Here is a 14,135-nt window from a genome sequence, read left to right on the forward strand (position 1 = left end):
CCGGGCCTGCCGCGCCGCAGGTGCACATGACCGGCTCGGAGTGGTTCGGTTCGGCCCCGGGCGGGCTGAACCGCTATTTCACCGACCTCTACACCGCGCTCGGTGACCGCGCCGATGTCGCGGTCTCGGCGGCGGCGTTCGGCGCCCCGCCCGCGGGCGGGCGCTCCTGGGGGCCGGTGGGCGGTTCCACACTGCACCGGGCGCGCACCGCGTTCACCGACGCACCCGGCCGAAAGGTCATCCTGGACCGGCACTTCGCGCTCTATGGCCCGCCCGCACGGAGTCCGCGCGGCAGGCGCCCGCTGGTGGTGCACTTCCACGGACCGTGGGCCGCGGAGAGCCGCATGGCGGGGGAGGGCGCGCTGGCCACCCGGGCCAAGTACCTGCTGGAGCGGGTGCGCGCGCTGACCGCCGACCGGTTCGTGGTGCTGTCCGAACACTTCCGGGAGCTGCTGGTCGCCGACTACCGGGTGCGCCCGGAAGCGGTGTCGGTGATCCCGCCCGGCGTCGACCTGGCGCACTTCCGCCCGCGGGCGCCGCGCGACCCCGGCGCGGGCCGGACCGTGCTGTGCGTGCGGCGGCTGGAGCACCGCATGGGCATCGACGTCCTGCTGCGCGGCTGGAGCGCGGTGGTCGCCGCGCACCCGGACGCCCGGCTGGTGATCGTCGGCACCGGCACCGCCGAGTCCGCGCTGCGCACCGCCGCCGAACCGCTCGGCGCGAGCGTGCGTTTCGTCGGGCGCGCCACCGACGAGGAACTCGCCGAGCTGTACGCCCGGGCCGCGCTCACCGTGGTGCCCTCGGTGGCACTGGAAGGATTCGGCCTGATCGCACTGGAATCCCTGGCGGCGGGCCGGGCGCCGGTGGTCACTTCTTGTGGCGGACTGCCCGATTCGGTGGCCGGGCTGGACCCGTCGCTGATCGTGCCCGCCGGCGACGCCGAGGCGCTGAGCGCCCGGCTGATCGCCGCGCTGGACGGAGCACTGCCGGACGCCGCGCGCTGCCGTGCGCACGCCGAAACCTTCTCCTGGGCGGCCGCCGCGGACCGGCATGTCGCGCTCTACCGGGAGCTTGCCGCATGATCGACGCTGTCTTCCTCACCCATACGGCCGCGCCCTCGGGCGCCGAACTGGCGACCCTGCGCCTGCTCACCGCGCTGCGGGCGGGTGGCGCGGTGCGCGCGTCGGCGCTGCTCACCGAGGACGGCCCGCTGGTCGGGTTGCTGCGGGCCCGGGACATCCCGGTCACGGTGCAGCGCAACGACTTCGACAGCCGGTCGCTGACCATCGCGGGCTCGGGGCCGCTTCGGCTGATCACCGGCGCGGGAGAACTGGTGCGGCTCGGCCGCGCCGTGGGGGACACCCTGCGCCGTGCGAACGCCGATGTGGTGGTCGCGCAGAGCACCAAGGCACTGCTGATCGGGGCGGTCGCGGCACGACGGGCCGGAATCCCGCTGGTGTGGCAGGTGCACGACCGGGTCTGCGCCGACTACTTCGGCGCGGTGCTCGCGTTCGCGCTCCGGGTGCTCGGCCGCTGGGCCGCGCGCGGGGTGGTGGCCAACAGCCGCGCCACCTTGAGCACCCTGTCCATCCGGCGCCGGCCCGCCCTCGTGGCCTACCCCGGCATCGAGGACGCGCCACCGGTCGGCCGGGCACCTCAACGCCCGGCCGAGGCGGTACGGATCGTCATGGTGGGCAGGCTCACCCCGTGGAAGGGTCAGGACGTGCTGCTGCGTGCGCTGGCGCGCATGACACACCGGCCCGCCGCCGTGACCCTGGTCGGCGGGACCTTCTTCGACGAGGAAGATTACCGGGACGACCTGGAGCGGCTGGCCGCCGAGCTGCCGATACCGGTCGAGTTCACCGGGCACGTGAGCGATCCTGTGCCATACCTGGCGGATGCCGATATCGCGGTGCACTGCTCGGTGACCGCCGAACCGTTCGGCCAAGTGGTGGTCGAGGCCATGCGCGCCGAGTGCGCCGTGATCGCGGCCGCCGCAGGCGGGCCCGTCGAGATCGTCCAGCCCGAGGTGAACGGGCTGCTGGTGCCGCCGGGCGATCCGGCCGCCCTGGCCGCCGCACTGGACCGGCTCGCCGCCGACCCGGCGCTGCGCACCCGGCTCGCCGCGGCGGCCGCCGAACGGTCCCGCGACTTCGGCATCACCGCGACCGCGGCGGCCGTCACCCGGCTGCTGGAAACGGTGACCGGGCGCAAGGCGGTGCGAGCACCGTGACCCGCAATTCCGAGATCACCGTCCCCATCCGGATCCTGCCCCGGCACTACCCGGTGCCGCTGGATGGCCTGCGGATGCCGGACTACGACCTGCCGACCGAGGTCATCCCGTCCTTCGCCGACTGGCCCACGCAGAAGCTGCCGGTGGTCACCCAGACCCCTGCGGCGCCGACCTCGCGAGCGCGGGAACTGCTGGGGGTAGCGCGTGACATCGCTTATGTCAGCTTCGGCAAGTACGGCCAGTATCTGGTGACGGTGGCGACGTTGCCGCTGATCGCCCGGGTGCTCGGCGCCGAGGGACTCGGCCTGCTGGCCATCGGTATGTCGTCGTATTTCCTCGGCTCGCTGATCGTGGATCTCGGCATCACCTCGTATCTCGCGGCGCGAGTGCAAGAGTCGGGGACACAGAAGACCGCGGTCAACCGCACTCGCGGTACGTACCTGGTGATCCGCGGCGGCATCCTCGCGGCGCTGGCGCTGGCGCTGGCGGTCGTGGTGGCGCTGCGCGCACCGGAGCACCTGCTCATGATCATGCTCGGGCTCTTCGTCGGCGGCTTCTGGTCCATGTCGGAGGACTGGGTGCTGATCGGGCAGGGCCGATTCGGGGCCTCCACGCTGTATCAGTCCGTGGCCCGGGTCGGGTACCTGGTCCTTCTTCTGCTGCTGCTGCCGCGGATCCCGACGGCCGAGGTGGCCCTGCTGTGCCTGCTCGGCTCCTCGGTGATCAGCGTTGCGCTGACCTGGTGGGACACCTGGCGCGGCTTCGGCCCGCCCGGCGCCCCGCGCGGGGTCTGGGTACTGCTGCGGGCGGCGGCGCCGGTGGTGACCGGGCGCCTGCTGGTGACCAGTTACGGGCAGGGCTCGGCGGCGGTGTACGGCATCGTGCTCAACGTCGTCTCGCTCGGCCTGTACTCCGCCTCGGACCGCCTGGTACGCGCGGTGCAGTCGCTGCTCGACCCGATCGGTTTCGCGCTGCTGCCTCGGATGGCGAAACGCGGTGGCGACGGACGGTTCTGGCCGGACGCGCTGCGCGCGCTCGCGGTGTGCGTTGCGGTCGCGTGCGTGACGAGCGCGCTGCTGTGGCTGGCGGCGCCGATCGTGGTGCCGCTGGTCTTCGGCGACGAGTTCACCGCGGCGGTCGCGGTGCTGCGGCTCGAGGTGGTCATCCTGCCCGCCACCACGGTGACCTCGTTCGTCACCACCGCGGTGCTGCCGGTGCGGCAGGACACCGTCGGCGTACTCGTCGGCGCGATCACCGGCACCTGCGTCGCGGGCATCGCCCTGCTGATCGCGACCCGGACCCATTCGGTGTGGACCCTGGTCGGCGGCATCGTGGCCGCCGAATTCGCCGTAGCACTCTGGTATCTCGCGCGCATACGCGGGTTGATCGTGCGTGAACGCTACGGGCGGGCCGCTGCCCGTAGCGCGGAAAGTAGGATGCGATGAAGATCCTGTTCGTCGGTGACGACTGGCTCGGGAGCAACGCTCGCTCGCTCGCCGAAGGTTTCCGGCAGCTCGGCCACCAGGTGATGGTGATCGACTCGACCGCCGCGACCCTGCCGCCGCGGCTGTCGCCATCGTGGCTGTACGCCAAATCCCATGAGCAGCGCGCGCCGTGGACGGTGGAGCGCGTCCACACCCGGCTGGAACGCGCCGCCGCCGAACTGCGCCCGGACCTGGTGTTCGGGTTCAAGTCCGTGCACCTGGACCAGCGCAGGCTGCTGGACATCCCGGCCGCGCTGCACGTGCACTACAGCCCCGACGACATCGCGAACCCGGTGAACACCACCCCGGATTACCTGGCGCACGAGGCGGAGTGGGACATGGTCGTCACCACCAAGCGGCACAACCTGCGCGAACTTCTGGCCCGCGGCGCCAAGGAGACCCTGTTCGTGCGCAGCGCCTACGATCCGGCTTGGCACCATCCGGCGGCCAAGCGCACCACCCGGCAGTACCTGGTCGGCTTCATCGGCGCCTGCCGGCCGGACCGGCGCGACGGCATGGTCTCGCTGGCCCACACCTACGGCGCACAACTGCTGGTGTGCGGGCCGGGCTGGCGCCGGGTGCGGCGGCTGCGCACCACCAGGGCCGAGGTATCCGGCGGGGTGTACGGCGAGGACTTCTCCATCACCGTGGCCGCGGTGACCGCGAACCTGGTGCTGCTCAACTCCGACAACCGCGACACCCACACCTGCCGCACCTTCGAGGTGCCCGCGGCGGGCGGACTCTTCGTCGGCGAGCGCACCGACGAGCACGCCGAACTGCTCGACGACGGCGCGGAGGCGTTCCTCTTCTCCAGCCGGGACGAGCTCGACGAGATCCTGGAGCGCTGCACGCTGTTCCCGGACCAGGCGGTCAAGACCGCCGAAGCCGGGCACCGCCGCATCGTGGAGGGCGGACACACCTATACCGACCGGGCGAGGGAGATCCTGAATGCTCTCGGCTGAGGTGGTCCGGTGCTGACCGCGAACGTCCCGCTGCTCGTCATCGTCGCCGCGCTGGCGACGATGGTACTGGCAGCGCTGCTCGTCTCCGGGGTCCTGCGGGTTCTGCTCATCGCGCAGGCGGTGTACTGGGTGATGTCGTATGTGGCGCGTCCGGTGGTGCTGCTCATCGTGCGCCCCGAGCCCCGCTTCGGCGACAGCGTGGCCGATCCGCGGCTCGCCCAACTCGGCTACGCCGCCGGGATCGAGGCCGCGTTGCGACCGGTGGCGTTCGGGCTCGCCGTCTACGCGCTGCTGATCCTCGGCTACACGCTGTGGGCGCGGCGTAGCGGGCGAGCCGACCGGGTGGCCGCGTCGGCCGGTGACCGGGATCTGATCGCCACGCTCTGGGTGCTGTACGCGCTGGGCACACTGGCCCGGCTGGCCAGTGTGGCGGCCGGCGCGGCGGGCTCCGCCGGCGAGGTGGAGAGCGCCTCCCCGATCCTGAACCTGCTCACCATGCCCGCCACGCTGGGCGCGATAGGGCTCATCGTGTTCGCCCGGCCGGCCCGTAACCGGACCACCTTGCTGGTGCTCGGGATATTGATCCTCGGAGAGCTCTGGTGGACCACCGCGATCCAGTCCAAGACGCCGATCCTGGGCGCCGCGCTGGCCGTGGCGGTGCGGTTCGCGCTCACCGGATGGACCAGGGACAAACTGCTCGGCATCGGCGCGGTGGCGGTGGCGGGCATCGCCGGGTTCGACTGGTTGCAGTCGCTCAAGTCGACGCCGTACCTGCGCGCCGAGGCAGCCGCGGTGGACTCCGCCTACCCGGAGCCGGTGCGCCCGTTCCTCAGCCTGCTGCGGCGGTTCGACCTGCTGGAGGCCGCGACCGACGCCTACTACACCACGCCGGGCAGCTGGCTCACGCCGGACGAGGTGATCGTGCACCTGGCCCGCAGCCTGGTGCCGGCGCAACTGCTGTCCGGCGAGAAACTGCACGCGGGTACGGCGTGGGCGAGCCAGGTGCGTGGCGCCTCGGTGGACATGAGCCAGGTCTCGGTGTCGCTGGCCGAGGGCAGTATCCCGGAGGGGTACGTGCTCGGCGGCTACGCCGGGGTGGTGATCGGGGTGGCGGTCACCGCGGTGGTCCTGATCGGGTGGTCGCGCTGGCTCTACGCGCGGCACCTGGTGCCGGTGCTGTTCGGCATCGGGATGATCGAGGTCCCGGTGGTATTCGAGCGCGGAATGCTCGGCACCGCGGAGACATTCGGCAAATATCTGCAAGTCGTCGTGCTGGCCTGGCTCGTCCGCCTCGCGGTGGGCGAATGGCGCCGGCACCGAGAACGGACGACCGCGCCGCCGGTCCCCGTGACCGTGGGAAGCGAAGGAAGACAATGAGGGAACTGTCCGACTACCTGGGCATCGTGCGTCGCCGCTTGGCGGTGTTGCTGGCCGGGCTGGCGCTCGGGCTGGCGCTCGCGGCGTTCCAGGCCCAGTCGATGCCGAAGACCTACACCGCGACCAGCACGGTCTACGTGTCGATGGCGACCGGTACCTCGGTCGCCGACTCCTATCAGGGCGGCCTGGCCGCGCAGCAGCGGGTGCGCTCGTACCTGGAGCTGGTGGGCAGCGACTTCGTGCTGGACCGGGTGATCGGCCAGCTCGGGCTCAGGTTCTCCCGGGACGAGCTGCGTGGCAAAGTGACCGCCGATTCACCGCCCGCCACCTCGTTGCTGCGGGTCACAGTGACCGACTCCGACCCGGAGCGCGCCCGGCTGCTGGCCGATGAAGTGATCTCCCAATTCCGTGCGCTGGTAGACGATCTGGAGACGATCGAGCGCACCGCCGCGCCGGCCGCCCGGGTCGCCGTGGTGGACCGCGCCGAGCGGCCGTCCGCGCCGAGCGGTCCGGCGAGCAGCAAACTGCTCGTGGTCGGCGCACTGGCCGGGCTGCTGCTCGGCGGCGGGGTGGCGCTGCTGCTGGAGCGGTTCGATCGGCGGGTACGCACCGCCGCCGACCTCGCGCCGCTGGGACAACCGCTGCTCGGCACCGTCACGCTCGGCAAGGACGGCGAACGCGACGGCCTGCGCGCGGTCCGCTCCCTGCTGCCCGAGGACGCGAAGACCGTGCTGCTCACCGGGGTCGGCGCGGACTCCGAACCGGCGCTGGCGATCGGCCTGGCCGGTGTGCTGGCCGCCACCGGCAGCCGGGTGCTGCTGATCGACGCCGACACCACCCGCACCGGCGCCTCCGCGTTGCTGCCCACCCCGGAGATCGACCGGCGGGTGCGCAACGGCAAACCGCAGCCCGAACCCGAACTCGCCACCGTCGGCGCGGGCGAGGACATGCTGGAGAACGCCAGCCAGAAGACCGCGGTGCTGAATCTGCGCGCCATCCCGGACAGCCCGCCGCCCGCGGAGCTGGAGCAGACGCCGACCGCCTGGCACACCGGTGGTCTGGCCGCGCTGCTGCGTGGCGACGGCTCGATGGACGACGCTGTGACCCGCTGGCCCGGAGGCAATTTCACGGTGCTGCCGCTCGGTGCCGCGGACGGGCAAACCGTGGACCTGCTGGCCTCCGGCCGGTTCGACGCGGTGCTGCGCGCGGCCAAGGACCGGTACGACCACGTGCTGGTGGACACCGCCGCGCCCACCGCAACGGCGGATGCGCTCGCGGTGGCGGCGAAGTGCGCGAGCACCGTCGGCGTAGTGGTGCTGCGCGAGGCGCGTTCCGATCGAGCCGAGGCCGCGCTTGCTGCGCTGACCGGGGCCGGGGCCACGCTGACCGGGATCGTCGCGGTCGATTCCGCGCGCGGCTGGTGGCGGCGGCTCACCGGGCGCGGCGGCAACCGCGCCGCGCCCGCGCCGGAATCCGGGCAGGAGGAGTGAGTGGCCTACGACGACGGCACCTGCTGGCCGCTACGCTCGGCGCGGCCGCAGTGCCGCTGGCCGCCTGCGAAACGGAGTTGCCCGCCCGCACCGGGCCGGTGAACGCGACCGTGCGTAATGTGCGCGAGTTCGGCGCCGTCGGCGACGGCAAGGCCGACGACACCGCCGCGCTGGCCGCGGCCGGTAGGACCGACGGCGCGCCCCTGGTGCTGTATCTGCCCGCGGGCTGCTACAAGGTCACCGCGTGGCCCGACCTGCCGGACTACGCCGTCGTCTACGGCGACGGCGCCGACGCCACCACCGTCTTCTGCGACAGCGACACCACGCTGATCACACTGCAAGGCAGGCAGCGGGTCCGGTTCTCCCGCTTGGGTTTCTACCTCACCGGCCCGGCCGCGACGGCGGTGCGGCTGAGCGGGTGCTTCCGGTGCAGCTTCGACCAGGTGCTGATTCGCGGCAACCACCTGAGCGACAACTATCCGCGCTACGCCGCGCAGCGCGGCGTCGTGCTGGAGAACAACACCGGTGGTACGTCGTTCATCGATTGCGACATCAACAACTTCGGGGCCGGGCTGGTGACCTCGTGCATCCAGAATTATGTGACCTCCTCGAAGTTCACCAGCAACCGGATCGGCGTGCTCGGCACCGGCAACGACCACAACGCCGGGCTCTCCATCGCCAACAGCGAGTTCGTCTCCGACAACGATCCCGGCACCACCGACCGGCACATCCAGATCGACGGCGCCGCCAACAACTGGTGGATCACCAACGCCTGGTTCGAGGGCGCCGAGGTGGCGGTGCAGGTGGGCGCGGCCGGGCGGGGTGGGCCGTCGCAGTTCGGCATGGTGAACTGCAAGGCGTCCGCGCGCTCGGTGGTGCTCGACCTGATCCATTGCCGGCAGCCGTATCTCGCCAATATCGCCTTCGACCCGGACCCCGGGCGCAGGCCGGTGGAATTGCGCATCGATCCCGAACACTGCCCGGAGGGCACCGCGGTCAATCTGATCTCCAGCGCGGGCGAGGACATCGGCGCCGCGGTCTTCCCGGAGCACTGGCAGGTGATCGGCCGCGGTCGCACGCACCGGCCGACCTTCACCGGCACCGTGACCGCGCAGGGCAGCGGTGACGGCGAGATCCTGCGGGCCAGGGCCGCTGACGGCGCCGCAGTGGCGTCGGTGCTGGCCAGTGGCGCCTACGTCTCCGATCGCGCGGACGCCGGTGTGGTGCTGCGGGATTCCGACGGCGGATACTGGCGCCTGGTGGTCTCGCCGACCGGTGCGGTGAGCACCGCGCCGCTGGGCAAGGATCGGCCGGCGCGCTGAGATGACCGTGCCGTCCCCGAACCGTCCCGACACCGCGCCCTCCCCGAGGCCGCGGTGGGTGCGCCGGTGGGCAGCGCTACTGGGCGGGCTGCTGGTGGTGGGCGCGCTCGCGGTGGCCGGGCTGCCGGTGTTCGTGTACCCGCAGGTGGATCCGCTGCGCCCGGCCGACGCCATCGTGGTGCTCGGCGGCACCCCGTACGAGCGGTTCGACATCGGGCTCGACCTGGCCGAGCGCGGTTACGCCCCGGAACTGGTCATCTCCGCCTCCACCGGCTTGGACGACCCGGCCATGGCCCGTTACTGCGACGGTGAATTCCCCTTCCGTGTCTCCTGTTTCGAACCGAACCCGTGGACCACACAGGGTGAGGCGCAGGAGGTCCGGCGCCGGGCCGCCGCACAGCACTGGCAGCACATCATCGTGGTGACCTTCACCCCGCACGTGTCGCGGGCGCGTTACATCGTCGGCAAGTGTTTCGACGGCGAACTCACCATGGTCGCCAGCCCCAGCCGGACCGATCTGCCGTTCATCGCCTGGATGTACGTGCGCCAGAGCGCCGGATATCTCAAGGCCGTCACCGAGTTCGGCTGCTGAGCCGGGAAGGAGCGAGCGTGATCACCGATTTCACGCGAAGCAACGCCGCCCAGGCGCGGCTGCACGAGCTGGTGCCCGGCGGCGCGCACACCTACGCCAGGGGGGCCGACCAATACCCCGAGGGCATGGCTCCGGTGCTGGTGCGCGGCTCCGGATGCCGGGTGACCGACTGCGACGGCAACGAATTCGTCGAGTACGGCATGGGATTGCGCGCCGTCACGCTCGGCCACGGCTACCGCCCGGTGGTCGAGGCGGTGGCCGCCGCCATCGCCGAGGGCGGCAACTTCTCCCGGCCGACCGTGCTGGAACTGGCCGCTGCCGAGGACTTCCTGAACCTGGTACCCACCGCCGACATGGTCAAATTCGGCAAGAACGGCTCGGACGCCACCACCGCCGCCGTGCGGCTGGCTCGCGCCGTCACCGGCCGGGTCACGGTCGCCGCGTGCGCGCAGCCGTTCTTCTCGGTGGACGACTGGTTCATCGGCACCACCGCCATGTCCGCGGGCATTCCGGAGCCGGGCACCGTGTCCTTCCCGTACGGCGATCTCGCCGCACTGGAAGCGGTGCTGGCCGAGCACGAGGTCGCCTGCGTGATCATGGAAGCCGCGACCGCGCTGCACGAACCGCCGCCGGGCTATCTGCCCGGGGTGCGCATGCTGTGCGACCGATACGGCGCGCTACTGGTATTCGACGAGATGATCACCGGGTTCCGCTGGGCAGCGGGCGGCGCGCAGCAGGTGTACGGGGTCGCGCCCGACCTCTCCTGCTGGGGTAAGGCCATGGGCAACGGCTTCCCGCTCTCGGCGCTGGCCGGGAAACGCGCATACATGGAGCGCGGCGGGCTACGCACCGACGACCCGCGCGTCTTCCTGCTGTCCACCACGCATGGCCCGGAAACCGGTGCGCTGGCGGCTTTTCGGGCCGTAGTGCACGCCTACGCCACCACCGACCCGGTCGGCCGGATGGAACACGCGGGGCGCAGGCTGCGTGCCGGGTTCGAGGAGATCACCGCCGAACTCGGCATCGCCGAGCACCTGCGGGTCACCGGGCGGCCCTCCTGCCTGATCTTCCAGACCTGCGACCCGCAGGGCCGGTCGTCGCAGGAGTTCCGCACCCTGTTTCTGCGGGAACTGTTGCGCCGCGGCGTCCTCGGGCAGTCGTTCGTCACCTCCGCCGCGCACACCGACACCGATATCGACCACACCGTGGACGCCTGCCGCGGCGCCGCCACCGTCTACGCGCGGGCACTGGACCACGGCGGGGTGGACGGCTTTCTGGAGGGCCGCCCGGTCGCCCCCGCGCTGCGCGCGTACGCCGCGCCGCGCCGACTCACGGAGTTGGTCCGATGACACCTCCCGACTCCCGTCCAGCGTCTGCAAGAGAAAGGGTGCAGGAGTGAACGAGCCCCGGATAGCGTTGGTACACGAGCGGTTCACCGAGTACGGTGGCTCCGAGGCCGTGGTGGGCGAATTCGCCCGCACCTGGCCGCAGGCGCGAGTCTTCGCCCCGATCGTGGACCCGACCGCCGCGCCCGCCATCGCCCACCCACCGTGGGACGCCGTGGAAACCACCTGGCTCTCCCGCGCCCATACCGCCACCGGCCGCCGTTCGCACGCCCCACTGCTGCCGCTGGTGCCGCGCGCGCTGCGCACACTGCCGCTGCGCGACGGGTTCGACGCGGTGGTGGTGAGCCACCACGCCTTCGCCGTGCAGGCGGCGCTCGCCACCGACGCCCCGGTGGTCGCCTACGTGCACAGCCCGGCCCGCTGGGCCTGGGAACCCGCCTTCCGCGCCAGGGAGGGGGGCGGTCTTGTGGGCCGGGCCGCGCTGGCCGCGCTCGGCGTGCTGGCCAAACGCTGCGAACTCACCGCCGCGCCCCGCCTCACCCGGGTGGTGGCCAACTCCCACGCCGTCGCCGAGCGGGTGCGCGACTGGTGGGGCCTGCCCGCCACGGTGATCAATCCGCCGGTGCGCCTGGACCGTTTCGCCCCCGACCCCTCCGTCCCCCGTGCAGACTTCCTGCTCTTCGCCGGACGCCTGGTGCCGTATAAGCGGCCGGACCTCGCGATCCGCATCGCGCAGCGCATCGGCAGCCGCCTGGTGATAGTCGGCGACGGCCGCTACCGCCGCCAACTGGAGGCCATGGCCGGACCGGAGACCACCTTCCTCGGCGCCGCCCCGGATGACGTGCTGGTGGACGTGTACCGCCGGTGCCGCGCCCTGCTCATGCCGGGGGTCGAAGACTTCGGCATCGTGCCGGTGGAAGCCATGGCCTGCGGCGCCCCGGTGCTCGCGGTGGGGGAGGGCGGCGCGCTGGACACCGTGGTCCCCGGCCTGAGCGGCGCCCACGTGCCCGCGGGTGACGACGACGCCGTGATCGAGGGGTTCGCCGAGGTACTGCGCAGCCACGACGCCGCCGCCTACGACCCAGCGGTGGTCCGCGCGCACGCGGAATCGTTCGGCCCGGAGGCCTTCCGCGCCCGGATGGCGGCGGTGGTGGACGAGGTGCTCGCGCCCGCCTGAAACCGATGCCGCCCTTTCGTGGTTGCAGCCGAGGCGGGCCGCAGTAACAGCGGAGCCGCCACCATATTCGTTTCGCGATCGACCGCGGCCTCACGCCCGAACGGCAGAGCTTCAAAGACGACGCATTTTCGTGGCTGGCCCCTCTGGGCTGACTCCGCGGAATCTGTCCACCTGCGCCCTGTCTTTGTCGGGCCGAACCAGGCCCGCCGTACAGTTGGCGGCCGGATGCGGGCGTAGGTGTCTCGAGTGGCTTACTCTCTGGGCTCAGCGTTGGATTGGCCCGGACGGGTTGCCGCCGGTTCACGACGAGCGAGGTGGTGGTACTGCCATGGTCGACGGTGCTGTTTCCGGGGGTGCCGATCAGTGGCCGGGTAAGCGACGACTGCTGGCGGTCCTGCTGGCGATGGCGATGTTCGTCCTCGTCGTCGACACCTCGTTGATGAACGTGTCGATCTCGGCGGTGGTGCGCGACCTCGACACCACCGTCAGCGGCGTGCAGTCCGCGATCGCACTCGAGGCGTTGGTGTCGGCGGCCTTCATCCTGATCGGCAGCAAAGTCGGGGATCTGATCGGCCGCAAACGCGCCTACGTGCTGGGCCTGCTCGGCTACGCGACCGGTGCGGCCGCGATGACGTTCGCGCAGAGTCTGACAGCGGTGATCGTGCTGTGGGCGGTGGTCGGTGGCATCGGTGCGTCCCTGCTGTTGCCTGCCATGCAGTCTCTGGTGCACGGCAACTTCCAAGGGGCCGCGCAGAAGAAGGTGTATGCACTCGTCGGCGCGGCGGCCGCGATCGCCGCCGCCGTGGGACCGCTGCTCGGTGGCTTCGTCACGACCTACCTGTCGTGGCGCGTCGGGTTCGCGCTCGAGGTGGTGATCATCGCCGTCGTCCTGTCCGGTATCGGCCTCGTCCGCGACGCGCCGTACACGGGGGCGAGAGGTCTGGATGTGGTCGGTGCCGTGCTGTCGGTCGTGGGCATGGGTGGCATCGTGCTGGGAATCCTGGTGTGGCAGGAGGGGAACGAGGCCATCGCGGCCTTCCTGGTGGTCGGTGCGGCAGCGTTGATCGGGCTTGTGTACTGGCTGATCCGCCGCAAGCGTCGGGAGGAACCCGCGCTGATGGACCCGGACCTGTTCCGGTCCAAGGTGTTCCGGCTCGGGGTCACAGGGCAGATGCTCCAGCAGATCGCCTTGGGTGGCACGATGATCGCACTGCCGATCTACCTGCAGATGGTGCTCGAGTACAACGCGATGCAGGCGGGGCTGTCCCTCGCTCCGCTGTCGCTGAGCATGTTCGCCGTCGCGCTGCTCGCGGGAAAGAAGGCAGGCGCCCGGCGTCCGGCCGCGATCATCCGGTGGGGGTTCGTCCTCGTCACCATCGGTGTCGCGGTGCTCGTCCCGCTGGTGCCCCGCGCGGAGTTCGGGTGGGCACTGCTGGCACCGCTCGTCGTCGCCGGCGCGGGCCTGGGCCTGCTCGTCTCGCAGCTGAACAACTACACGCTCGCGCCGATCTCCGAGGAACGGGTCAGCGAAGCCGCGGGCACCAACTCTGCCGCCGGGTCGTTCGGGCTCTCGTTCGGTCTGGCGTTCGCCGGCGCCGTCCTGCTGGCCACGCTGTCGCTCACCTTCACCGCGATGGCGAAGTCGAGCGACGTGCTCCCACCCGCCGAGCAGGAGCACGTGGCGCAGGTCCTCGAGGACGACGCGCAGGTCCTGAGCAACACCGAACTCGAGTCGCTGCTCGCCGGTCAGCCCCCCGCGATCCGTGAGGAGATCGTCCGGATCAACACCGACGCACGGCCTCTCGCGCTGCAGGCGGCGCTGCTCGTGCCGATCCTGGCCGGACTGCTCGGACTGCTCAATTCGTTCCGGATGATGCGCGAACCCGACACACCGCCCGCAGCACTGGGCACCACGCCCGGGCTGCTCTGACATCCCCGACATTCGGACGCCGACCGAACACATCCCTCCCCAGCGGACCGGCCACGCACGCTGACCACACCCACCCAGCCTCAGCGTGGCGATAGGCGACGAACCGGGAATTCAGGCGCCGACAGCCGATCCGGCGCCCGCGCTCGGACGGCCAGGTGGCCGGGTCGCCGTCGATGAGTACTCCATGGGCTTGATCACCGCCTACTGCAAGACCGGAAGCGA

At 71.5% G+C, this 14,135-nt stretch carries 11 protein-coding genes; all 11 read left to right on the forward strand.

The annotated features are described in order from the left end of the window. The first annotated feature begins 26 nt into the window (after positions 1-26). The 11 genes from ACT86A_RS27010 (at position 27) to ACT86A_RS27060 (ending at position 13,913) form a co-directional block, all read left to right on the forward strand. On the forward strand, positions 27-1,082 hold the full coding sequence (locus tag ACT86A_RS27010) for a glycosyltransferase family 4 protein (RefSeq protein WP_445095051.1): 1,056 nt from the start codon (positions 27-29) through the stop codon (positions 1,080-1,082). Continuing rightward, positions 1,079-2,233, forward strand: coding sequence for a glycosyltransferase family 4 protein (locus tag ACT86A_RS27015; RefSeq protein ID WP_445095041.1), 1,155 nt, complete (start codon positions 1,079-1,081; stop codon positions 2,231-2,233). Before ACT86A_RS27010 ends, ACT86A_RS27015 begins: the two co-directional genes overlap by 4 nt. After that, the gene (locus tag ACT86A_RS27020; protein WP_445095042.1) at positions 2,230-3,678 is read left to right on the forward strand and encodes a lipopolysaccharide biosynthesis protein; all 1,449 of its coding nucleotides are present in this window, start codon (positions 2,230-2,232) and stop codon (positions 3,676-3,678) included. Before ACT86A_RS27015 ends, ACT86A_RS27020 begins: the two co-directional genes overlap by 4 nt. Beyond that, positions 3,675-4,679 (forward strand): CgeB family protein, encoded by a 1,005-nt coding sequence (locus ACT86A_RS27025; protein ID WP_445095043.1) that lies wholly within the window; start codon positions 3,675-3,677, stop codon positions 4,677-4,679. Before ACT86A_RS27020 ends, ACT86A_RS27025 begins: the two co-directional genes overlap by 4 nt. A 9-nt stretch (positions 4,680-4,688) precedes the next feature. Further along, on the forward strand, positions 4,689-6,056 hold the full coding sequence (locus ACT86A_RS27030; RefSeq protein WP_445095044.1) for a hypothetical protein: 1,368 nt from the start codon (positions 4,689-4,691) through the stop codon (positions 6,054-6,056). Then, positions 6,053-7,546 (forward strand): protein tyrosine kinase, encoded by a 1,494-nt coding sequence (locus ACT86A_RS27035; RefSeq protein WP_445095045.1) that lies wholly within the window; start codon positions 6,053-6,055, stop codon positions 7,544-7,546. Before ACT86A_RS27030 ends, ACT86A_RS27035 begins: the two co-directional genes overlap by 4 nt. Continuing rightward, positions 7,543-8,868, forward strand: coding sequence for a glycosyl hydrolase family 28-related protein (locus ACT86A_RS27040; protein ID WP_445095046.1), 1,326 nt, complete (start codon positions 7,543-7,545; stop codon positions 8,866-8,868). Before ACT86A_RS27035 ends, ACT86A_RS27040 begins: the two co-directional genes overlap by 4 nt. 1 nt (position 8,869) lies before the next feature. After that, positions 8,870-9,460: a YdcF family protein gene (locus ACT86A_RS27045; RefSeq protein ID WP_445095047.1), complete on the forward strand. Its 591-nt coding sequence runs from the start codon at positions 8,870-8,872 to the stop codon at positions 9,458-9,460. 20 nt (positions 9,461-9,480) lie between these two features. Further along, positions 9,481-10,809, forward strand: coding sequence for a glutamate-1-semialdehyde 2,1-aminomutase (locus tag ACT86A_RS27050; RefSeq protein WP_445095052.1), 1,329 nt, complete (start codon positions 9,481-9,483; stop codon positions 10,807-10,809). Positions 10,810-10,855: 46 nt separating this feature from the next. Beyond that, positions 10,856-11,983, forward strand: coding sequence for a glycosyltransferase (locus tag ACT86A_RS27055; RefSeq protein ID WP_445095048.1), 1,128 nt, complete (start codon positions 10,856-10,858; stop codon positions 11,981-11,983). Positions 11,984-12,311: 328 nt separating this feature from the next. Further along, positions 12,312-13,913, forward strand: coding sequence for an MFS transporter (locus tag ACT86A_RS27060; protein WP_445095049.1), 1,602 nt, complete (start codon positions 12,312-12,314; stop codon positions 13,911-13,913). The last annotated feature ends 222 nt before the right edge of the window (positions 13,914-14,135 follow it).

It is taken from the genome of Nocardia glycosmidis, assembly GCF_052545115.1.